This window comes from Peribacillus sp. SRI_006 (assembly GCF_057586375.1).
Map to the genome: position 1 here is coordinate 248,388 of NZ_JBYCZT010000003.1, position 24,052 is coordinate 272,439.

At 36.7% G+C, this 24,052-nt stretch carries 16 protein-coding genes; 13 read left to right on the forward strand and 3 right to left on the reverse strand.

Features of this window, described 5'->3' with window-relative positions:
* Positions 1 to 17 precede the first annotated feature (17 nt).
* Entirely contained in the window at positions 18 to 1,370 is a 1,353-nt protein-coding gene (locus tag AC2YHV_RS05455) for an LLM class flavin-dependent oxidoreductase (protein ID WP_487372757.1), read from the forward strand.
* Positions 1,371 to 1,510: 140 nt separating this feature from the next.
* Here the strand turns inward: AC2YHV_RS05455 and AC2YHV_RS05460 are convergent, their stop codons facing one another.
* A complete protein-coding gene (locus AC2YHV_RS05460) occupies positions 1,511 to 2,296 on the reverse strand; it encodes a glucose-1-dehydrogenase (RefSeq protein WP_487372758.1) in 786 nt (261 codons plus the stop codon).
* An 18-nt stretch (positions 2,297 to 2,314) separates the two neighbouring features.
* Positions 2,315 to 3,166, reverse strand: coding sequence for a GRP family sugar transporter (locus tag AC2YHV_RS05465; protein WP_098864676.1), 852 nt, complete (start codon positions 3,164 to 3,166; stop codon positions 2,315 to 2,317).
* A 210-nt stretch (positions 3,167 to 3,376) separates the two neighbouring features.
* Here AC2YHV_RS05465 and AC2YHV_RS05470 point away from each other — a divergent pair, with 210 nt between their 5' ends.
* The gene (locus AC2YHV_RS05470) at positions 3,377 to 3,937 is read left to right on the forward strand and encodes a thioredoxin family protein (protein WP_095678642.1); all 561 of its coding nucleotides are present in this window, start codon (positions 3,377 to 3,379) and stop codon (positions 3,935 to 3,937) included.
* Between the two features lie 183 nt (positions 3,938 to 4,120).
* On the opposite strand, the gene AC2YHV_RS05475 is transcribed toward AC2YHV_RS05470, so the two are convergent.
* Entirely contained in the window at positions 4,121 to 4,666 is a 546-nt protein-coding gene (locus AC2YHV_RS05475; RefSeq protein WP_034305549.1) for a helix-turn-helix domain-containing protein, read from the reverse strand.
* A 405-nt stretch (positions 4,667 to 5,071) separates the two neighbouring features.
* Between AC2YHV_RS05475 and AC2YHV_RS05480 the strand changes: the two genes are divergently transcribed.
* From AC2YHV_RS05480 to AC2YHV_RS05530, 11 genes are all read left to right on the forward strand, one after another.
* Positions 5,072 to 5,311, forward strand: coding sequence for a PLD nuclease N-terminal domain-containing protein (locus tag AC2YHV_RS05480; protein WP_034305547.1), 240 nt, complete (start codon positions 5,072 to 5,074; stop codon positions 5,309 to 5,311).
* Positions 5,308 to 6,213: an ABC transporter ATP-binding protein gene (locus AC2YHV_RS05485; protein ID WP_487372759.1), complete on the forward strand. Its 906-nt coding sequence runs from the start codon at positions 5,308 to 5,310 to the stop codon at positions 6,211 to 6,213. Before AC2YHV_RS05480 ends, AC2YHV_RS05485 begins: the two co-directional genes overlap by 4 nt.
* Positions 6,210 to 6,998: an ABC transporter permease gene (locus AC2YHV_RS05490; RefSeq protein WP_054397906.1), complete on the forward strand. Its 789-nt coding sequence runs from the start codon at positions 6,210 to 6,212 to the stop codon at positions 6,996 to 6,998. Before AC2YHV_RS05485 ends, AC2YHV_RS05490 begins: the two co-directional genes overlap by 4 nt.
* A gap of 49 nt (positions 6,999 to 7,047) precedes the next feature.
* Entirely contained in the window at positions 7,048 to 7,764 is a 717-nt protein-coding gene (locus tag AC2YHV_RS05495) for an ABC transporter ATP-binding protein (RefSeq protein ID WP_487372760.1), read from the forward strand.
* On the forward strand, positions 7,739 to 9,331 hold the full coding sequence (locus AC2YHV_RS05500) for a hypothetical protein (protein ID WP_487372761.1): 1,593 nt from the start codon (positions 7,739 to 7,741) through the stop codon (positions 9,329 to 9,331). Before AC2YHV_RS05495 ends, AC2YHV_RS05500 begins: the two co-directional genes overlap by 26 nt.
* Before the next feature lie 88 nt (positions 9,332 to 9,419).
* Positions 9,420 to 9,707, forward strand: coding sequence for a transposase (locus tag AC2YHV_RS05505; RefSeq protein WP_034305533.1), 288 nt, complete (start codon positions 9,420 to 9,422; stop codon positions 9,705 to 9,707).
* A 359-nt stretch (positions 9,708 to 10,066) separates the two neighbouring features.
* Positions 10,067 to 10,777 (forward strand): 4'-phosphopantetheinyl transferase family protein, encoded by a 711-nt coding sequence (locus AC2YHV_RS05510; RefSeq protein ID WP_095678637.1) that lies wholly within the window; start codon positions 10,067 to 10,069, stop codon positions 10,775 to 10,777.
* Complete coding sequence (locus AC2YHV_RS05515) at positions 10,768 to 11,427, forward strand: hypothetical protein (protein WP_487372762.1); 660 nt, start codon at positions 10,768 to 10,770, stop codon at positions 11,425 to 11,427. The genes AC2YHV_RS05510 and AC2YHV_RS05515 overlap by 10 nt, the downstream gene beginning before the upstream one ends.
* 12 nt (positions 11,428 to 11,439) lie before the next feature.
* A complete protein-coding gene (locus tag AC2YHV_RS05520; protein ID WP_487372763.1) occupies positions 11,440 to 18,975 on the forward strand; it encodes an amino acid adenylation domain-containing protein in 7,536 nt (2,511 codons plus the stop codon).
* 12 nt (positions 18,976 to 18,987) lie between these two features.
* Positions 18,988 to 19,254, forward strand: a complete 267-nt coding sequence (locus AC2YHV_RS05525) for a phosphopantetheine-binding protein (protein ID WP_487372764.1) — start codon at positions 18,988 to 18,990, stop codon at positions 19,252 to 19,254.
* Between the two features lie 26 nt (positions 19,255 to 19,280).
* Entirely contained in the window at positions 19,281 to 23,999 is a 4,719-nt protein-coding gene (locus AC2YHV_RS05530) for an amino acid adenylation domain-containing protein (RefSeq protein ID WP_487372765.1), read from the forward strand.
* Positions 24,000 to 24,052: the final 53 nt, after the last annotated feature.

Below are 24,052 nucleotides of genomic sequence, written 5' to 3' on the forward strand. Positions count from 1 at the left end.
GGAAGGAGAGATTAGAAATGGCTCAAGACAGACAGATGAAGTTAGCTGCTTATCTGATTGGAACAGGTATGCATGTTGCGTCGTGGCGGCATCCGGCATCAAATCCCAATTCAAGTATTGATGTGAAAGCCTTGCAAAGACTCTCGAAAATTGCAGAAAAAGGGAAATTTGACCTTGCCTTTGTGGCAGATAGTTTGGCCATTAATCATGAATCGCATCCTCAGATACTTAATCGATTTGATCCGATTGTACTAATTACAGCATTAGCTGCAGCGACAGAAAAAATCGGCATTGGGGCGACAGCTTCTACAACGTATAGTGAACCATATGTACTCGCTCGCCAATTTGCTTCTGTTGACCATATAAGCGGCGGACGGGTGGGATGGAATGTTGTTACTACAGCTGATGCGACCGGAGAGACGGCCTTGAATTTCAGTCGTGATAAACATTTGGCGCACGATCATCGTTATGAACGAGCGGAGGAGTTCATCGACGTTGTCCAAGGATTATGGGATTCGTGGGAAGATGATGCGTTTGTGCATAACAAAGAAACGGGACAATTTTTTGATCCTGATAAAGTGCATGAGCTTCGGTATAAAGGCAACTATTTTTCGGTAAAAGGTCCATTGAATATCGCACGTTCGGCGCAGGGGCAGCCGGTTATCATTCAAGCGGGTGCGTCTATACCAGGGCAGCGATTAGCCGCTCGAACAGCCGAAGTCGTTTTCACACATTGGGATAACATTGAAGAATCCAAACGATATTATCAAGAATTAAAAACGTCTTTATTGGATTTTGGAAGAAGCGTGGAAGAGCTCCACATCCTTCACGGCATTTCCCCTATTATCGGAGAAACCGAGGAAATAGCCATTCAAAAATACAATAAACTCCAAAGTCTCGTCGACCCTTATGAGAGTTTGAAATTCGTTTCTGGTTATATGGGCAACGTGGATTTTTCAAAATATTCTTTAGATACACCAGCGAAGTATGTTGAATTTCCATTAGTAAATAGCATACAAAGTAACTTTAATGAAATGAAGAAAATTATTGGTGAAGAAGACATAAAAGTGGGTGAATTATATGCGAGATTTTTCAGTCCTGCCAGACGAGATAGATTTGTCGGTACACCAACTCAAGTAGCTGATGAAATGGAGGTATGGTTTACTGAAAAAGCTGCAGATGGCTTTATGCTTCAATTTCCATTGTTACCAGGAGACTTAGAGGATTTCGTCGAGAAGGTTGTTCCAATTTTACAGGAGAGGGGTTTGTTCCGTTTGGACTATGAAGGAGACACTCTCCGTGATCACCTTGGATTAAAGAATCCAAAAAATCGCTTTGCTAATGAAGAAATATCAAATTATTTGGAATAAGGGATATCTCGCATTTTCATTAGAATCATTAAAGTCATATATAATGGGAGTAAAAAGGAATTAGGGACATAGGAGAAATCCTAGTCCCTCAAATTCTTTTCTCCTAAATATCAATCGCTACTAAAACTAACAAGTTAAGTTCAGCCTTTTCCTGCTTGGAAACCTGGATATTTGGTCATTCCGCCATCAGCATATAAGGTCATTCCCGTTACATAGCTCGATTCGGCGGAAGCAAGCCAAGCGGCACAAGCGGCAATTTGTTCCGGTTTTCCGATGTATCCCATCGGTATCAGGTTGATTACTTCTTGTTTAGCTTTCGGGTCATTGAATTTTTCGGCATTGATGGGTGTGTCGATTGCACCAGGTGAAATATTATTAATGCGGATCCCTTTAGGAGCATATTCAAGTGCAAGGGTTTCTGTCATCATCTTGACTCCGCCCTTACTTGCTGCATAGTGGACAAAATGAGGCCAAGGTATCCGGTCATGAACGGAAGACATGTTAATGATATTGCCCTTAATGCCATGATCGAGCATATAACTGATTGCTTCCCTGCTTGCCAGGAACATCCCCGTTAGATTTACATCGATGACTTTCTGCCAATCTTCAAGAGTCAATTTTTCGCTGGGCACTTCATTTTCAATACCAGCATTGTTGATCATGATGTCGATTTTACCAAAGGTGTCCACAGCGAAAGAAAGCAATTTCTTCACATCCGCTTCCTTTGAAACGTCACCTTGAATGGCTGCGGCTTTCCCGCCTGCTGCTTCAATCGTTTTGATGATTTCCTTATGGTCACCATTTTCAGTGTGATAATTTAATACGACATGTGCTTTTTCTTTACCGAACCTTTCGGCCATGGCCTTTCCTAATCCTTTTGCCGCGCCAGTGATCACGACCACTTTTTTCTTTAAATCTTCATACATCATTCAGCTCTCCTTTGACTATTCTTTTGTAAAGCCAATCATGATTCCGCCAGCAATTACGAGTACACACCCGATGATGACAAAGGCCATTTGCTTTTGGGATTTTTTCTCTCCTAAAAGAAAGATGCCGCCTAAAGTGGAAATGACGATTCCCATTTGGGAAAATGAGAATGCGATGGCCACGCCCACTTTGGGATTAGCGAGCAGGAGACCGATATTACCGACAGCCCACATCATTCCGGTAAGGATATTCCGTCCGGCATACTTATTAAACGGTTTATGTTTGATGGAAAGGAGCAAGGCAGCCAGGAACATGCCAATTGCTTGCGGCAGGATGGCCGACCATCCGTCAACCTCATTCCATCTGACGACGATGACATATGTAACATAACCCACCGTAGAAATAGCAAGGTAAATAATCCCTTTTTTCATGTTTCCTTCTTTTTTGTTATCACCATCGCCATAGCTTGTCAGCAAGACACCTGTAATCAAACAGATGATTGCAACAATGCCGATGATGATTGTCATCTTGTCATTCCATTCCCTGAAAATGATGACCGCAAAAAATGTATTTCCTAGAATTTGCAGTCCTGTTGAGATTGGAACGGTTTTCGATACCCCGATTTCCTTGACGCTATTGAATTGAAATAACTGCCCGAATGCCCAGCCTATCCCGGAAATGATGCCGACAATCCACACTAGACTGCTCCATTCCGGCGGATTGATGAAAGTCATCATGATGGCGAACAGTAATGAACCGATTGTAATGCCAAGTGTTTGATTATAAGAGTTGCCTCCGAGTTTTTCGGAAACAAGCACTAAGCTGCCCCATGTCAATGCAGGGAGTAGCGCAAAGAGAAAGCCTTCCACAAAATTTCATCTCCTAAACTAGAAAACAATGTTTCTATCAATATAAAATAGTTAGTAAGCTATTGAATGTAAGTATAGTTTTCCCTTTACACGGGAAAGAAAACATGGATTTAATTTACCAATTTGTCATTTTATTTTTCGGGATGGAAACAATGAAATAATAAGTGGTTTATGGTACTTTTAATTTAAAGAATAGTTAGGAGAAATACGATGACGACACTGAATGAATGGTTTGAAAAGGGGATTCCTGCTCAAGAATTTGTATCTTCGATGAAAGTTCATAAAGAAAACTTACAATCGATCCAGCAAGGTTTTTCCACTTCTGCAGAGGACCAAGACTTTTTTGATGCATTAAAGAAGAAGGAACTTCGAGTTATTGTCATTACTGAAGACTGGTGCGGGGACGCGATGATGAATATTCCTATTCTGCTGAATATATCTGAAGCGGCAAATATCGAAACTCGCATGATTTTACGAGATCAAAATCTTGAACTGATGGATCAATATTTAACGAATGGAACAGCGCGTTCGATTCCCATTTTTATATTCATTGATAAGGATGGTGAAGAAAAAGCTGTTTGGGGACCTCGTGCACCAAAGGTACAAGAGTTCGTAATGGAGTTAAGGTCTGACCTGCCTGCCAAGGATGATGAACGTTTCGAGGCAGAGCAAAAAGCAGTTATTAAAAAGATAACTGCGGCTTTTGCTGAAGAAAAACACCTGTGGGACGAAGTATACAGCAGTATCAAGGAAACATTGGGGAACTGCTGATTGCGGGTGCATCACTTTTAGTCATGTCCCATAACGGGTGGTAAGCCCATTATGGAATTATTGGGCTGTTTCAAAACACGGACTGCAACCTGACTGGTTGGTGAATATATAGATATGTTTCCTAACGGTTTTTTCTATAATATTCGTTTTTGAGTCCAAGGTTTTGGAACAGCCTTTTCATTTTTATGATTCTGGAATAATTGTAACGCCGATTGTTCGAATAGGAGAGTCTTGTTTCGCACTTTGATTCGTTGCTTTGTAGTATTTTAACATTAGATCGTTCAATTCATTTTGGAAGTTAAGGAAGCTTTCATCATCAAGCTTTAGTTCTAAAAGGGAAAAGGTTGAACCATCTTCTGCGCAGTCTCTTTCTTCCAATTTAGTAAGATAGTTTTGATATTGGGTCATAAGGGATAATTGATAATAAGAAAAATAGTTCACCTTTTTTTCATTAGAGGATTTTTTCCATTCTTCCCCGCTAAGTCGTGCTTCTTCTTCATTTAAAACGTAGTATTTTTCGGAAACGGACCTCACTTTTTTTTCTTTTACTATGCGAATGACCCCTGAATCCAAAAGAACCTGTATATGTCTATATAATGTTGCTTGGGGTACATCTTTAATGATTTTTAACATTTCTAATGGTGTTAAACCATTTTCCCTATTTCTCATTAAAGCTTGGGTAATCTTTATTCTTACTGGGTGCATTAAAATTTCAGCTTTATTAATCATCGTATTCTCCTCACATTGGAAATTATAACTGGATAATTTTTAGTGAACTTTCCTGTTGGTCATGAATAATACGTTTAATTCTTCATATATTGTAATGTTTGAATCATTGTCATTTACATGAAAATGACACGGTTCGAAAAATAATAGTACCGAAATATTTTTTCTAAGTAAATAATAAGGTATTTTTTAATTATTTTAATTTTTAAAAAAATGTCTACATTTAATGAAAATTAATAAATATCGCTATATTTTTATTATTATTCATTATGATAATATTATCATTATAAATAACAATAAAAACTAAAACAATATTTTGTTAAGAAAAAAATAGGTGCAAAATTCCAAATTAGATGTTATCATTATCGATAATGATAATAATATTTCGTTACCAAAGGAGTGGTATATATGGAATTGCATTATGGATGGAACGAATTGAAAGATATTGATTTCATGTCTATTCTGCCGATCATTTTACCGGTAATTGCAATTGGAATGATTTTAGTGCTTATAGCATTAATTGATTTATACAGAAATCGAAAGACGAGGAAAAATGTTTTATTGTGGACACTCATCATTATTTTTGCAAATACTATCGGTCCAATTCTGTACTTCGTTATCGGTAGAAAGGACAGTGAAAGAATATGAAATTAGAAATTAAAAATGTTACAAAAAAATTCAAAGAAAAAACAGCGGTCAATAATTTTTCAATGGAATTGCAATCAGGGGAATGTGTTGGATTGATTGGGCCAAATGGGGCTGGTAAATCGACACTGATAAAAGTGATTGCAGATATTATAGATCCAAGTATGGGAGAAGTAATGCTTGATGGTAAGAAAATTTCAAAAATGAAAAAGGAAATAGGCTACTTACCACAATACCCTAACTTCTTTCAATGGATGACAGCCAAAGAAACCCTTACTTTCATGGGGCAGCTTTCGGGTATCAAGAGGGAAGAGTTATTAAACGGCATCCCAGAGATATTGTCGAAAGTGGGGTTGAGCGGGGAAGAGAATTCAAAGGTGCGGACTTTTTCGGGCGGAATGAAACAAAGGCTTGGTATTGCACAGGCGCTGTTACATAAACCGGCATTGATTGTCATGGATGAACCGGTTTCGGCATTAGATCCCATCGGCCGGAGAGAAGTGTTGAATATCATAAAAGAGATAAAGCAAGATACGACAATTTTATTATCGACGCATATATTAAGCGATGCAGAAGAAATATGTGAGAGGTTTGTCATTATAAAAAGCGGTAAAAAAATTGAGGACACAACGATGTCAGAATTATTGAACAGGAATAGCGGAAATAAAATCAATGTCGACATAACCTCTAAAAGTCAAAAATGGATTGAAAACGTTAAAAGCTTGAACTTCGTCAAAGGTGTAGAGGTAATGGGGAACAAATTAAAGATAGAAGTGGAGGATATTGAGTCAAACAAGAATATGTTACTGGCGAATGCTTTGGAGCATAATGTTGATCTTGTCAGGTTCGAAATAGATAACGATACATTGGAAGAGATATTCTTAAAATTGGTGGTGGAAAAATGAATAACTTTGCCGTTTTAGCTAAAAAGGAATTTGTTCAGATGGTACGTGAATTTAAAGTGATTTGGCTGCCGCTCGTATTTATATTTTTAGGAATAACTCAACCAGTTGTAAGCTATTATTTACCTTCAATATTAGAGGCACTGGGCGGGGGCCAAGGGATCACCATTGATCCAAGCATGGCTGCCCAAAAAGGCGGCGAAGTTCTTGCCAGTACTTTAGGGTCTCAATTTGATCAGTTAGGGGTCATGATCATCATCGTTTCCATGATGGGAGTCGTTCAATCCGATAAAGCAAATGGGATGCTTGCTTTCATACTTACAAGGCCTGTGACGGTTGGATCTTATATAAGCGGGAAAATCATTTCCAATTACCTGTTTGTTGCCTGCAGTGTGGCATTGGGATATTTGGTTTCATATCTGTATGTAGTTTTTTTGTTTACGAGTGTTGATTTTGGGGATTTAATAGTGGCTTTACTGTTCTATCTGCTGTGGATCCTATTCATCGTTTCATTCACGACGATGATCAGTACCATTTTTAATAGCCAGGGTATCATTGCATTAATTTCGATAGTATTTCTCCTCGGCTGCAGAATCATAGTTGGATTAAGTCCGGTAATAGACAATGTGAATCCGGCAAGCATGAGTAAGCATGCCATGGAAGTACTGATTTTAGGCACAGTCAATTCACAAGCGGTTTGGGGTGCATTAGCTGCACTTGCATGGACGGCAGTAACGATATTGATAACGAACATATGGATTTCTAAAAAGAAATTCAATAATGAATAAGTTGAGGATGGAAATGTGTTAATCATGAAGTGATGGGAGGATGATAACTTTGTTAAGCATCACAGATTTGGAGAAAGGCTACTCGGCCAAGAAGATTTTGAATGGTGTAAATCTAGAAATCAAAAAAGGGGAAACCTTAGGTTTTATAGGAGCAAATGGTGCAGGGAAAACCACGACGCTGAACATCATTACAGGCATTTTAGATTCAGAAAATGGAAAGGTTGAAATAAATGGCCTGACCAAAGAAGACGGCATAGAATATAAAAAACAATTTTTCTTCATTCCTGATACTATCAATGTGTTTAACAATGTTTCGGGATTTGATTGGATTCGTTTCTTGATGAACCTATATGGAAATGATGACAAAGAACGGTTGGGGAAATATATCAATCGGTTTGGGATGCAGGAGTCCATTAAAAAGCCAATGGGAAGTTATTCTTATGGAATGATGCATAAGATATCCCTGATAGCGGCTTTTACCATTAATCCCCCGATCATCATTATGGATGAACCATTGAACGGATTAGATCCAAACGCCGTTTTAGTTTTTAAGGGGTTAATCAAACAATATGTTGAAATGGGCGGTACAGTGTTTTTCTCGACGCATCTGCTGGATGTGGCAGAGAAAATTTGTAATACAGTGGCTATTTTAAAAGAGGGAAAAATCATCCTGCATGATGAGATACAAAATATAATAGGTGAAAGTTCATTAGAATCTACCTTTATGGAGGCTCAGGTATATGAAGGAAAAACTTCAGTTAACTAGATTTTTCGTTTCTTCCTTCTATAAAATGCCCAAGCAGACAATGTTGCAGGCTGTCCTGATAATAGCCGTTTTTTATATGTTTTTGCAGCTGACTGTCGTTAACGCCTTTGTTTATTTTCTTGGAGATACCCAGGTCTTCCTGTTTTATAATTTAACGATTTCCAGCATTCTGGTCTTTGCGTTGGTTTGCTATTTGTCCACATCACAAATATTTTCTTATGATGAATTTAAAGTATTGGCACCTCTGCCACTCACCTATAAGGAAATATCAAGGGCCAAAGTGTTAAGTAGCTTATGGGTCCCGATCATCTTATCAATGATGATCCAAGTGCCAACATTAGGCTTCTTGATAGTCGATCTAAAGTTTATCGAAGCGATTAAATTAATCACGTTTTTACCAATTGTCAATGGTTTAACGGCCTTGTTCCTGCTTTTTATCCTATCGTGCATGAATAGGCATTATTATAGATTCAAAAGTAAAGTAGCATACTTAATGGTTAACATTGCTATCATCCTAACGCTTATGATTATTTCCATTGTATATTTTGCAGGAAAATCACCAGTTACCATTTCAAAGGTCATCTCGGAAATAGATTTGAATTCTTTTGAAGGGCTAAAAAACTCGTTGGAATTGTTGATGAGACATATATTTGAAACCGCAAATATGATTCCAGTGATCAAATGGATATTGGATGCTTTTGTATCAAATGAAATAACCGTTCAATTTTTCATTATTTATATTTCGATAATGGTAATAGGTTTCCTTTTGTATTCAATGATTATAGAGAACATTTCTGTTCATTACTTTAAAAATGGGATATTGGGAAACAACAAAACGAATATGAAAAACTCAAAGGTTAATATATCAAAAAATCAATGGAGTAACTATTTACAAAGAGAGATATGGATCATTAAGTCTGAAGCATATTTTAAGATGCAAATCGCTTTAGGTCTTCTTTTGCCTCCGATCTTTTCACTTGTCATGTTATTGCTGATTCAGAATGAAGTATTCCCGAATTATTTGAATATAACGAAAGAGGGAGTCTTCGATAAATACTTTTCCTATTCGGTCCTTTTCTTGTGTTGTATAAATAATATAAGCGGAACCCCCTATTCAAGAGAAGGTAAATACCATTATTTACTGAAAAGCGTCCCGTTTGATGAAAAATATGTTTATTTTTCTAAAGTGATATTTTCATCAATCATCAGTATTATAGCCGTGGTGATCAGCTTTTTGATATTTGCCCTATTTGGCTATTGGGAAATGGAAAATGCAGTCATGTTATTAATCACTTCTTGTTTAGTAGTTTGCTATAATCTTCTAACACCATTATATGATATGAAAAATCCTAGTATTGAATGGGAGAACCCATCTGCTGCAATTAAATCCAACCCCAATGTATTAATAAGCCTGCTTTATGGATTACCATTATTGATCTTGGTAACAGCGATTCATTTTGGCTTGGTTTGGTTCAGTGTCCAACCCCTGATTGGAGCGCTAATGATTTTAGTGATCGCAATAGCGATCAATTCCATTTTGATTAATAGATTGAAATTAAATTTATGAAAGTCTTTATATTAGAAAAGCATTTTCGTTTGATAAAGGAAGTACAGAAAATCGGCACTAAATAAATTTAAAAAAGGAGTGTCTTATTATGGGGAAGCACCATGATAAAGATTTTAAAATTTATGCTGCTCGATTAGTATTGGAAGAAGGCAGAAAGCCTAGAGAATTGGCCGAAGAACTTAATATATCCATACCTACATTAAGAAATTGGATCAATATCTATAAAGAAACAAATGAAGTTGGCTCGGCGGACTCCAGTAATGGTTTTTCAGGGCTTAGTATGAAAGAGGAAAAGGATAAAATAATTAAAGATCTACAAGAAGAGAATGAGATATTAAAAAAGGCCATGCACATTTTCATTAAACAACCAAAATGATTGAACAGTATTAAAGCCATATTTTATTTTTCACAAATTATAGTGAAAAATAAAATATGGCTTTTTTAATTAGAAAATTTCAAGTTGATTTTTTCATTCTAAATTTCACACGATAAGTCCTATGAAAATACTACTAAAGTAGAAAAATAATAAAAAATGGTAAAGTTATTATGTAATGTAGATAATTTACAAATTTTTAATGGACTCGACAAAATTGTTGTGATAAAGTGTTATCGATAATGATAATAGGTAATATTTGACCCAGAAAATGAAATATTTGTTTAAAAAAAGAAATTTTAGAGGAAAAAAATGGACAAAAAATGCGGATTTCTAGAAAAAAGAGGGGAGGAAAATTATAAATGATTGAATACTTTATGAATAAGAAAAAAATTTATAAATCTTATATCAAGTATTATGAAGCGAATTCAGTCAATTTGGACTATATTGATGATATTTTTAACGAAAAAGAATGGAATTATTTAAATTTGCAAAATGGTCCCAAAAGATCCATCGAAGCAAAGAAAAGTTTGTACTTTGGAAAAAAAGCAATTATGGAGTTTTTTGGTATTGGTTTGGATGAAATAAAAAATGTATCCCTGTTGAAAGGAGTCTTTGGACAGCCGGTCATTGTTACAAGCTTGTTCTTTTTAATGAACATAGGTATATCCATCACACATACGGATAAAACATTCGGAATATTGCTTTTTGATCAACTGCATCCAATGGGAATCGATATTGAGACTAAAACGAAGTCCGATTCTGAATTTTTAGAAACCTACTTAACGGAATCCGAGAAAAAAATGATCAAGGAAAGCGATGGTGTTTTAAGTAAAGAAGTTTTCTTTAGTGCAAAAGAAAGTCTATCAAAGATACTAAAAACAGGATTGACCTCTCCACTTGAAATCTATGAAATTTCCAAGGTTGACATGGATCATGATAACATCTCACTTTTCTATAAAAATTTCACCCAATATAAATCAACGGTTGTACTCGTGAATGATGAAATAAGAAGTGTTACCTTTCCGATAAATTCTACGAAAATAATTGAGGGGGAATACCAATGGAATTAAAAATGGCAGCAAATGCTGAATTAAAAAACAAAAACAAATTAGTGCAATATCTTTTTAAAAAAGAGGATAGAGTTCACAAGTTAGTCATTTCGTTATTGATACTCAGTTTAATAGCAGGTATCGAAACGACGCTTTTGTTATATTCTGCAGATCAAAAAGGGATGAACGTATTAAATGGCATGTCCATTTCAGAGATCGGAGCCCTTAGTTTTGCCATTAACACAATTGTAATGGGAGCTCTTGGATTATTGGTTACATTCATCATTCAAATATTAATTGTGTGCCTATTATTTTTAGTTTTAAAAGAAAGACCGGTAAATATAAAAGGGGTTTGCCAAGCTGTCATAAATGCAGGGGTATGCATCGTGATTGGATCCGGTGTTAATGCGATCATCGCATTATTGGTTAAGAGCAAGGAAACGACATTCACTAGTTTATCCTTACTGGTGCATGATAAAAGCTCCATCCTTCACACATTCATGGCTGAGTTTGAGTTGTTTTACATTGTCAGTTTAATTCTATTCAGCTATAGTCTGGAAAAATTGGCGCTCATTAAGAGAAGAAATGCATGGATCATAACGATTGTAATCGCTTTGGTTTCTTTGGTTTTTCATATGTTGACAGTTGCATCAGGCACATATTTAAAATAATGGGGGAAAATGATGAATATGAATTCTTTAGCGAATTTATTTGAAGAAAGTGTCAGGCAATATGGAGACAATATTGCAGTAAGAAATAAGGATATGCAATTTACATATAAAGAAACGAATATCTTGGCAAATAAAATGGCAATGTACATAAAGGACAAAGGGATAAATAAAGGGGACAATGTCGGAATCTATATTGAAAAATCCGAGCAGGTTTTATTTTTGATCATAGCCCTGCTTAAATCGGGTGTTACTTATGTACCTATCGACCCTAAAAGTCCTGATGAAAGAGTAAAGCATATAATAAAGAATTCAGAATTGAAGTTATTAATTGGGGATAAAAGCCGGATGAGCGACATTGGTTGTAATTATGTATCCATTGATGAAGTGATGGATAAATCAAAAGGTATGACAGGTGAGAATGTACATACTTTAATTGAACCAGAAGATCCAGCCTATATCATTTTTACATCGGGCTCAACAGGAAAGCCTAAAGGGGTTTGTGTTTCACATGAAAACGTCATGAACTTGTTTTATGGCTGCGACGATTTGTTCGAGTTTACTAATAAAGATAAATGGACATTTTTCCATTCCTACGCATTTGATTTCTCCGTATGGGAGATGTGGGGGGCTTGGATATATGGCGGAGAAGTTGTTGTGGTTTCATTTGAAGAAAGCAGAAATCCAATATCCTTTGTTGAATTATTGATAAATACACAAACAACCGTTTTTAATTGTACGCCAAGCGCTTTCTTCGAAGTGAGTGGTGAGCTCATAAATCGTCAAAATGAATTAAGTTTAAAATACATTATTTTTGGAGGGGAAGCATTAAACTTCAAGAAATTGGCGCAGTGGTTTTCACCCGAAAATGGCAGGCTGCCAAAGCTAATAAATATGTATGGAATAACTGAAACCACCGTTCATGTAACCTACAAAGAAATCGCTAAGGGTGATGTTGAAAAAGGAATGACCAATATCGGAAAAGTCCTGCCTCATCTTGGGTTCAAAGTGATGAATCAAAATGGAGAAGAAGTAACTGGAGATGAAGAGGGCGAGTTATACGTTTCAGGAAAAGGTGTATCGCTTGGTTACTATAAAAACCCGATGATGAATGAGATGAAATTTACGGATATCGATAATGTCCGCTACTATAAGTCAGGGGATATAGTGAAACTGTTGGATGATGGTGATCTGCAATATATCTCCAGAAATGATGAGCAAGTGCAGCTAAGAGGTTTCAGGATTGAATTAGGGGAAATTGAGAGCGCGTATAATGAATTGCAAAACATCAAGAACGCAGTTGTTAGGATGGATAAAGCGTTTAATGATGATATGCATTTATTTTTATACTATGTTGCTGATGAAGAATTAGCTGCTGATTATTTGAGGGAAAGTGTAAAAAGCTCATTGCCAGCGTATATGATACCAAGCTTTTTTATCAAGGTGGACAACATCCCCCTAACTGTAAATGGAAAACTGGATAAATCTTCATTACCAAAATTCATAATAAAAGACCGTGAAACTACACCGAATTTCAAGAACCCAGCAGATGAAACAATAAGCGAAAAAGTAAGGGAATTAGTGGTTAGCATCATAGGCAATGGGGTTATAAAAAATAATCAGTCGCTACTTGAAAGTGGAATGAACTCATTATCGATAATGAGATTGATTGTCAATATTAATAATCAATTTCATATTGAAATTGCTCCTTCCGTTTTATTGGAAAACGATACGATTATGAAATTATCCGAAGTCATAGAAGCTCGTCAAAAAGAAGAGGTAAAGCAAGATTATACACCTATCCATATCAATGCCAGAAATACATATCCTTTAACATATGAGCAAGAAAATTTGTGGTTCATTCATCAAACCAATGTAGACAAATCATTATATAACATCGTTTTTTCGTATGAAATAGCAGGTGAAGTGAATGAAGGAAACCTGGAATTATCGTTAGATAAGCTAAGCAATAAACATCAAATCTTAAAAAGTGTCATTAGGGAAGAAGCTGGAGCGGGCATCTTGGTTTTCGATGAGTCGATTCATCATGATATTAATTATTTCGATGTTTCGGATCTTCCTTTAGACATGCAGGAAGAAAAAATGAATCACTTTGTGAAGGAAGAAACGGAACGGCAATTTGATTTAGTAAATGGTCCCCTCCTATCAATGACGTTAGTGAAGAGGAATGAAAGTGAATATCAATTATTATGTAACATCCACCATATTATTTTTGATGGTTGGTCGATTCCATTATTGATCAATGATTGGTTTGCCATTTATGAGGAAATCGAGAATGGCGACCGAAATGATAGAGATAACCAATCAATCCAATATGGAGATTATGCTTTATGGCAAAAAAACTCACCAAATTATGTAACAGATAAAGATAATGAGTTCTGGAGTAATGAAATAACGGCATTACGGCAAAAGTCTTTTTTACAATATGATCATCAAAAAACCGGAGAAGGTAAAAGCACGTCCGATATTATCAGCTTTTTGTTACCTAAAGAAATTCAAGACAACCTTAAAAGTCTTCATAAAAAAACGAAATCGACTTTGTTCATGAGTTTACTTACTGCCTATCAAACCTTTTTATCAGTTTACTTTGATGAAGAGGAAGTTGTCGTCGGCAGCCCTTTGGCGAAGAGAAACCATGTGGATACTGAACAATTGATAGGATATTTCGTCAACACCTTGCCCTTTAAATTACATGTATCCCAGGAAGATTCATTTGAAGGGATTTTGCGAAAAAACATAAAAAATATTGCAGGTGTTTTTGACCATCAAAATTTACCTACTAAGGAGATTTTGAAATATTTAACGGCAGAAAGAACCATGGAAAATACGCCATTGTTCGATACAGTATTCGTCCTGCAAAATAACCAAAAAGAAAAGCTGGCATATAGGAATTTCAAGTTAAAACCGAAAAAAATCAATACCTTTAAAGCTAAATTTGATTTGGTTGTTCAGGCAGAAGAAATGGATGAGGATGAATTACTCATTTCGTTTGAATTCAACAAAGCATTATTCAGTAAAACGACGATTCAAAGAATGGCTAGTAATTTTCAGCATTGGCTGTTAGAGATTACAACCAAGGAAAGCAAGCGGATAATGGACATTACCTACTTAGAGCCTGCACAGTTGCGATCATTAATCGAAATGGGGACAGGCAATGTAACTCAAGAAGTGGAAGATCATCGTTTTGAAGATGTAATAACCAGGTTTGAGAATAAAGTGAGTACAAATTTCAATGATGTTGCCATTGTCCATGGTGATGACCAAGTGACGTATAGCGAATTAAATGTCCGGGCAAATCAGGTGGCACAACGCTTATTCCTAAATCATGTAGGTGTAGAGGATAGAATTGGGATTTTTATGGATCGATCGATCAATATGGTTGCAGCCATTTTAGCCATTATGAAAGTTGGGGCGGCATATGTGCCTTTGGACCCTTCACAGCCAGTGTCACGGTTGAAACATATGATTGAGGATTCTCAAATCACATATTGTTTAAGTAATGAAGAAGGACTTCCAAAGTATCCCGGTGATGAAGGAAAACTTTTATGTATCGAAGACATACTAAAAGAACCAGAAATTGAATGCACAGTATTCGATTCAACAAAGATATCGGAAAGTGATCTGGCCTATATCATCTACACTTCAGGAACAACGGGAAAACCTAAAGGGGTCATGATTGAACATGGAGGGTTGGCCAACCTTTGTAATTGGCATATCAATTATTATTCAGTAGATGGAAAGGATGCAGCAGTACTGGTTTCGAATACATCTTTTGACGCTTCCGTTTGGGAGATATTCCCTTATCTGACGAATGGGAATAAATTCCTGATACTGGATTACTATGATTTATTGGATGTAGAGATCCTTTCGGAGAAGATGGAAAAGGAGAAGGTCACACTCGCGTTTTTTTCAACGGGGCTGCTCGAGCAATTATTTATTAACGATATGAAATTTCCAGAATCAATCAGAGCTATTTTGACAGGGGGAGATCGTTTAAAAACGATACCCGATCGTTTGAGCTTTGATTTATATAATAATTATGGTCCAACGGAGGGCACTGTCGTTGCAACAGCATATAAGGTACTTCCAAGTGATGATACAGTGATTCCAATCGGAAAGCCAATCTTAAATGCAGAAGCATACGTGTTCAATTCCAGGATGAAGCCTGTTCCTAAAGGTCAAATAGGCGAGCTGTATATCGGCGGGAAAGGCATTGCAAGGGGATATATAAATAATCCGGGGAAAAACGATGAAAGCTTCATTCAAAATCCGTTCAATCCCTCAAGGAAACTATATAAAACTGGAGATTTGGTTAAGTATGCCGAGGATGGAAATCTACTTTTTGCAGGCAGGGCTGATGACCAAGTGAAAATACGCGGATATCGTATCGAACTTGGGGAGGTCAGTGCTGTTCTAAATAAATGCCCTGGTATAAAGGATTGCTTTATAGCGATAAAAGATGAATCTAAATCGAAGAAATTCATCATAGCCTATTATATCTCCGACAATGACCTTGAAGAAAATTATATCCGGGATTATATGAAGAATCATCTTCCCCATTATATGATTCCTTCTTATTTCATTAAAATGGAGTCCTTTCCGCTAACCGTTAACGGCAAAGTGGATGCGAAGAGCTTGCCGGATACAAAAACGAACCCGGAAGGAACTAACAGTAAAAGTGTCATGAATGGAACGGAACAAAAATTGTTAAAGATATGGAAAGAGGTACTGAATAATCAGGAAATAACCATCTTTGATAACTTTTTCGAATGTGGAGGAGATTCCATCCTAAGCATTCAAATTTGTTCACTTGCCAAGAAAGAAAATCTTCTCATCACATCAAAAAACATCTTTGAAAAACAAAGTATCGAAGAGCTGGCAAAGGTTGTGGAATTGACGGGCGATGTAACGATAAATCAGTCTGATGTTTTTGGAAAGGCACCATTTACACCTATTCAAAGTTGGTTTTTTACTCAACAAATAAATAATTTTAATCATTGGAATCAATCTGTAACGTTAAAGGGCTACCCGCAATTGAATGAGAAACGGCTGCAAAGAATCATGGCCCATATCGTCAGACATCATGATGGGCTCAGATCAAGGTTCAATAGAGAAGAATCATTTTCGCAAGTGGATAAGAATATCGACACTTCTGAAAAATGGACTTTGAATTACGTAAATCTATCAAACCTGAATAAGGACCAACAGGAACGGGAAATAGCTAGACTCGGGATTGGTGCACAACAGGGCATCAACATTTCAAACGGACCACTAATGAAAATAGTATGCATCAATACTGGGCAAAACGAGCATGTAATCATTTGGATCATTCATCATTTACTTGTTGATGGGGTTTCCTGGAGAATCTTGATCGAAGATTTTGACCGGCTATATATTCAGGATATGAACAATCAGGAACTAAAACTGGATAATAAAACGACATCATATAAGGAATGGGCGAATAACCTCAATGAATATAAAAATCGCATTCCTTTAGGCATTAAAGAGTACTGGCTGAATGAACATGAAACGGTATATGAAAACGCCCTGGTCAAAACAGGAAATGTTTACGATGGAAAATCATTTGAAATGAAGCTGAATAAAGAGATTACAAGCAAAATCTATAATGATATGACAAAAGCGTATAAAGCATCTATCGATGAAATATACTTATCCATTTTCGCAGCGCTAATCGGGAAATATTTCAATAAAAAAGATATTCATTTTACTTTGGAGGGACATGGCCGCGAAGAGTTATTTCCAGGTGTCGATCTGTCCAGGACAGTAGGCTGGTTTACGACCATGTGCCCGGTTTATATAGAAAATAAAGAATCGATTTCGAACACGATTCAAGGTACAAAGAAAAAGTTGAGGACCCTGCCTAATAAAGGGATTGAGTATGGAATCATAACCGAATTATGCAACGAGACATATATGAAACAAAATAGGCCGATCATCAGTTTCAATAATTTAGGTAGATTTCACCAAAACAATGAATGGGCTGCAAAAGAGGTCACCTTTTTTAGTGAACAAGATATTCAACATAATTCCTATACCGAACATGAAGTCGATATCGAATTGCTTGTAGTGAATGAGGAGCAAACCATAAAAATAAACTATAACAGACATTTCGTAAGAGAAGATTTTGAGCAATATATTCAACACAATATGGCGGAATTGTTACGGACATTGGAAGAAGAAACAAGGGGAAAACAGATGTACCGTCCGGAAGACTTTCCATTGGTGGATATGCCCGAAGAGGAACTTAACCAGCTCTTGCACAACGAAACAGGCATTATTGATATTTATGAATTGACGGCTTTGCAAAAAGGGATGTTGTACCATAGCTTGTTTGATAGTGAAAGCAGCCAGTATAAAGTGCAGCTCATTTTTGATATTAAAGGTTTTCTGGACGTCGAAAAATTAACCAATGCCATTGTGACAACTGCAGGGAAACATGACATTTTAAAAACCAAATTGTATTCAAGCAGAAAAGGGGTATTCTACCAACTGTTAATGAGTTCCATGGATACCGAGATTGAATATGAAGAAATGATCGATCATCAAGAGAAGTTGGAAAAGTTGTTAGCAGATCAATATAAGAGCATAGATATCGAGAATAATAAGCTGAATCGCTTCATGATCGTTAAGCTTACGGAAAATCAATACCAATTAATATGGACATTCCATCATATTATTATGGATGGCTGGAGTTACTCGATGGTGATTAATGACATTTTTGCTGCTTATCATTCAATAACACCAACATCATCCGTGAGTCCTTCATTTAAAAAGTATGTTGAATATATGAAAGATTATACAAGTAATAAGGAACTGCGGGACTATTGGGCAGGAAAGTTGGAAGGTGCCCGGAATTCCGGATCCAGTTTAATGGGAGGGCAAGAAGGCGAGGGGTACATTGAGAATAGCTATTTGAAAGTATTGGATGAGGAATTAAGTGATTCCATTCAACGATTCTGTCAGGAATACAAGATTACCATGAATACTTTCTTTCTAACCGTTTGGCTAGCCACTTTGAAAGAAGTAAAAGGTACGGAAAATATATGCTGCGGCGTAGTGACATCCGGCAGGAATATTCCTATCCAAAATATTGAGGCAATGGTTGGTCCATTTATCAACACTGTGCCGTTCATCAAGCGTATCAGCCACGAAAAGACCTACATGGAAATACTGGATGAGGTTCAAAATGAATTTTTGGAATTAAGTGCCTATGAGAATACACCTTTATCAGAGATTTATGAGTGGGCTAATTTGGAAAACCAACTATTTGAATCATTATATGCTTTTGAAAACTATCCGATGAAACTAGCTAATAATGATGAAATCAATGTGAGTTTGAAAGAAGGACGGGAAACGACCCATTATCCAATCGTCATCATCATCACCCCTGGTTCAAGTGTTCAAATTAAATTTAATGAGGCAGCGGTCAATCCAAAGTTAAGGTCATCCGTACTTTCTATATTTAATCAAATCTTAAGTGAAATGCTGGAAAAATCGAAAGTGAAATGAGGGGAAATATATATGGAGATAACAATTGCGGTGAAGGAAAGGTTAATTGAGGAAAAACTTATTGGATTTTGGAAAGAAATTTTAGAACAAGAGACAATAGAAACAGATTCCAACTTCTTTGACTTAGGTGGGAATTCCCTTTTAGCGATGCAATTTATTCAAATGGTGAAGAATAACCTGGGAGTGAGATTACCAATCAAGGTGATGTTCGAACAATCCACCATAAAGGAACTATCTGTACTCATCAAACAATTGGACGATATGCATAAGTTAAGTTGAATGGAAAAGAATTGAGGTGTTTTTCTATGAACAGGATGATCAGTGAAACGGAAAATAGGCTATTAAACTTGATTTCAATTGTTATTGAACCTTTAAAACTATCACTAGTAGAGGACATGAATGAATCACTAAGGACAAATGAAAAAAAAGACGAGTTTTTGTCTTCAATAAAACAGGAGTTTGGTATTCAATTAACACCGGAAATCATTTCAAGTCAATGGAATATAGAAAAACTGGCAAGTTTTCTGGACATGCTCCTCGACATGAGGGAAGACGAGGTAAATAAGCCTTATAAACGTGGGAAAAGTGAAGGAATGCTTTCTCATAATCAAGATAGAATGTATCTGTTCGACAGCCTAGGTGAAAGGAAAATGCTCTATAATATGCCATTTAAATTCATTTTAAATGGCGTTGTGGACATTGATGACCTGCAACAGGCATTAGATTTCATGATTGAACGCCATGAAATTTTGCGAACTAATTTCAAAGGAGAAGAACATCAAATCCTTCAATTCTTATCAAAAAAAAGCCGAAACATGATTGCCTATGAAGACTGCCGGGGATTAGATCCAGAAGTCAGCGATATAATGGTCACCTCCCATCTTACTGAAGAAATGGAAAGATGCTTCGACCTGGAAAATGATCATTTATTTAATATGAAACTATTTCGAGTTGATGAAGAAAAACATTATTTGGTATGCAATTTTCACCATATCATTTTTGATGGAGTATCGTTTGTCACCTTTTTCGAAGAGTTATTGGAGATTTATGAAAGAATTCAAACAGGCAGGGTTGGGGATATTCCCCCTCTGGACATACAATATTTAGATTATGCTGTCTGGCATAAGGAGTGGGTCAAGGAAAGTACGCCAAGCCAAAGGAGGTTTTGGGAAAGTTATTTAGATCAAGAGGAAGAAGCATTAGAACTTCCGTTTGACTTTCAACGTCCAAAATCACCTTCTTACTCAGGCGAAAGACTGGAAATGGCCATAACGAATGAACTTCGTTTATTGATTGACAGGGTTTTAAAGGAGAATGGTACGACTTTATATGCTTTTATGATGACTGCCTATCAAGTGTTTTTAAGTCGGTATACCGGGAAGAATCAAATCATTGTCGGGAGTACCGTGGCAAACCGTGGCCAAGAAGAATTTGCCCGGACAGTTGGATGCTTTGTCAATACGCTGCCATTGAAGCTGACCGTTGATCCATCAGAATCATTTCATGAAATATTGAACCGGAATCGTAAAGTGATTTTGGATGTATTGGAACATCAGGCTTTTCCATTTGAAAAAATAGTTGAAATCATTAATCCAGACAGGGATCTCAGCCATTCCCCATTGTTCCAAACAGCTTTGGCAATGGAAGAAAGCTTTGATGGGAACTTTAGCAACGCATTCTTCACTCTTGAACAAGACAAATTCGAAATTCCTTATTCAAATTATGACCTGACTATAAAGGTGAAGGGTTCTCATGATTTAATCCTGGAATTCGAGTATTCCGATGAACTTTTCAGGCGGGAAACAATTGAAAGACTCATGCTGAGTTTCGAAAAATGGTTATTCCAAATTTGCAGAAATGCGGATAAACCTATCTGTCATTTGGAGTATTTAGATGACAATCAAATGAATCAATTGTTCTTTGAGTGGCAAGGTGAGGCTTCGGATGCGCATCAAAATGAGACGATCACCTCCATATTCAAAAGAATCGTCAAGAAGCATTCAAACAAATTAGCCGTAGCTGATACTGGTCAGGCCATTACTTATTCGGAATTAGATCAAAGATCGAATATGATTGCGAAATTGGTCAGAAATCATACCGAAAACGGTTCTAATAAGGTAGGCCTGCATGTAAACAGATCAATTGATATGGTAATCGGCATGTTGGGAATCATTAAAGCCGGGTGTGCATACGTTCCGCTTGATCCTATGCTGCCAGCTGAAAGATTGGAATATATCATCAATGATTCGAAAATGGATATATGCATTACGAATCAAATTGAGGCTCCTGCCATTAAAAAAATAGCAAAGGTGATTGATCTTGAATCCGTACATTACGTGGCTACCAAGTGCTGTAACGAATCTATTGCACCTTCAGATCTAGCTTACATAATCTATACTTCGGGAACGACAGGAAAACCAAAAGGTGTCATGTTGTCCCATAGAGGCGTAGTGAATTTAATAATAAGCCAAAACAAGTATTTACAACTTGATGAGACCTCAAAGGTATTACAATTTGCCACTTTTAATTTTGACGCTTCTATATATGAGATTTTTGGAAGCTTATTAAATGGTGCAGAGCTGCATATCGGGAATAATAAGGAGGAAATGTTTGATTTATTCGCATTGGAAAATCAAATCAAAAGTGAAAAGTTAACACATCTAGTATTGCCGCCAGCAGTATTGCAAGAGCTCAATATAGAGGGCTCCCATGTGAAATTCGTCGGTTCAGCCGGGTCTGAATGTCCATTAACCTTGCTGGATCGCTATCAAAGTATAAATTTCTATAATGCCTACGGTCCAACGGAATATTCAGTATGGACCACGATTGAAATGTTTAAAGCGTATGAAAATAATGGGACTACCAATAATAAAGTCTCGATAGGCAAACCCATCCTGAATACTGACGTCTACTTATTGAGTCCTGAGCAAAGACTCGTACCAATCGGTGCTCCAGGGGAAATATATATTGGCGGTGAAGGGTTAGCTGTTGGATATGTGAATAATGATGATTTAACAAAAGAAAAGTTCATTGAACACCCTTTTAAAGCTGGAAAGCGTTTGTATCGCAGCGGTGACCTTGCAAAATTCACGAGCGATGGTGAGTTGATTTTTCTGGGGCGTCAAGATAATCAAGTGAAAATCAGAGGTTTCCGTGTCGAAGTGGATGAGATTTCGGTCAACCTCAATGCGTATCCGCAAGTAAGTGACTCATTCATTAAGGTTCAGGATCAGCCAAACTTAAATAAACAAATAATCGCTTATTTCACATCCAAACAACAAGTTGATTACGATCACTTAAAAGCATTTTTAAAAGAGAGATTACCAAGCTACATGATTCCTTCATTCTTTATGCAAGTGGACAAATTCCCGTTAAATGCAAATGGGAAAATTGATTCAGCACTTCTTCCGGTACCCGTAACCAGAAGCAATACATTAGAAGAACCTGAGACGTTCAATGAGAAAGTGCTTCTTCAAATATTCAAAAGTGTCTTAGGGTTGGATGACATCAGTATCCGGGATAACTTTTTTGAACTTGGCGGCGATTCCATTCAGAGCATTCAAATATGTTCACTAGCAAGGCAGGAAAGTATAATCATCAGTCCAAAATCAATTTTTGAAAATCAAACGGTAGCAGAGCTGGCAGCGATAGCGAAAACTGAAAACAAGGTCATGATTCAACCTATAGCCACTAGAGGGAATGTGGAACTGACCCCCATCCAAGAATGGTTCTTTGCGGAGCACACTGCTTCCATCAATCATTGGAACCAGTCCATTGTTTTTAGTAAAGATTCCTGTGTTCAAATGGAGGACATTGAAAAAATTCTATCACATATCGTGGAACATCATGATGGATTGTTAACCCTATTTGAAAAACGTGACGATAAATATATCGGGAATATAGACTCCGAACACAAAACATGGGAGTTAGTCTATAAGGATATACATCATTTGGATGAGGAAACGCGAATAAGGGTGAGAGATGAATGGGAAAGTAAGGCTCAAGGTTCATTGGACATAAGTAATGGACCGATCATGAAAATGCTTGTTTTAAAAGAACAGCCGAACAAGTATCGCTTCTTTTGGGTAATCCACCATTTATTGATTGATGCCGTTTCCTGGAGGATCTTACTTGAGGATTTCAATACTCTCCATGATCAGGCATTAAACAATCAAACAGGAAGGCTTGCTTATAAAACGTCATCATTCAAAGACTGGTCAAACTTCTTGAAGAAATACAATGAATCGTTGATGGACCCTGAAACACTCCGTTATTGGGAACAAAAAACAAAAAGTGAAATAACGGATTTTAAGATAGCGGAAGACTTTATAGCTAAAGAAGAAAGAACGATGGAGAAATCATTCAGTGAGGAAGAAACTGAATTCTTGATCCAGGAATTATCAAGGCAATCGAAAGCGACTGTGGAAGAAGTATTGTTGACATTAATCGCAAAGGGTTTGAAACAATCTTTTGAAGTGAAGAACTTCTGGTTGGAAGCAGAAGGGCATGGCAGGGAAATGGTGGATGAAACAATCGATGTTACTAGGACCGTTGGCTGGTTTACTGCGATGTATCCAATATTGCTGCATTCAGATGGGACGTTTGACGATACTTTAAAAAACACGAAGAATGCTATAAGGGAAATCCCAAATAAAGGTTTTGATTATGGCGTCATCAAGTATTTACGGCCTGGGGTCATTCAGGAGCCGGATATCTACGTAACTTTTAATTACTTAGGAAGATTGGATTCTCAATTTGAATCATCCAATAGCAGGGACTTTGGTGAATTTGAAAATAAACCAAAACTGCATTTCCTGTCATTTATCCAGGATGGAAAACTAATCATAAAAATAATTTCAAAATTAGCCGAAGAAAAGATGAATCTAATAATGGAAGCTTTTGGTGATATTGTCATGGAAATCAAGGGAACTGAATTTGACCAAGGTTCTTTAATAGAAAGTGATTTCCCGGATGCAATGCTCACTGAGGAAGATTTGTTTCATATATTGAATTCTAATAAATAAGGTGATTACTGATTTAATAGAATGATTGTAGTAAGCGGGTATGGACGACACGA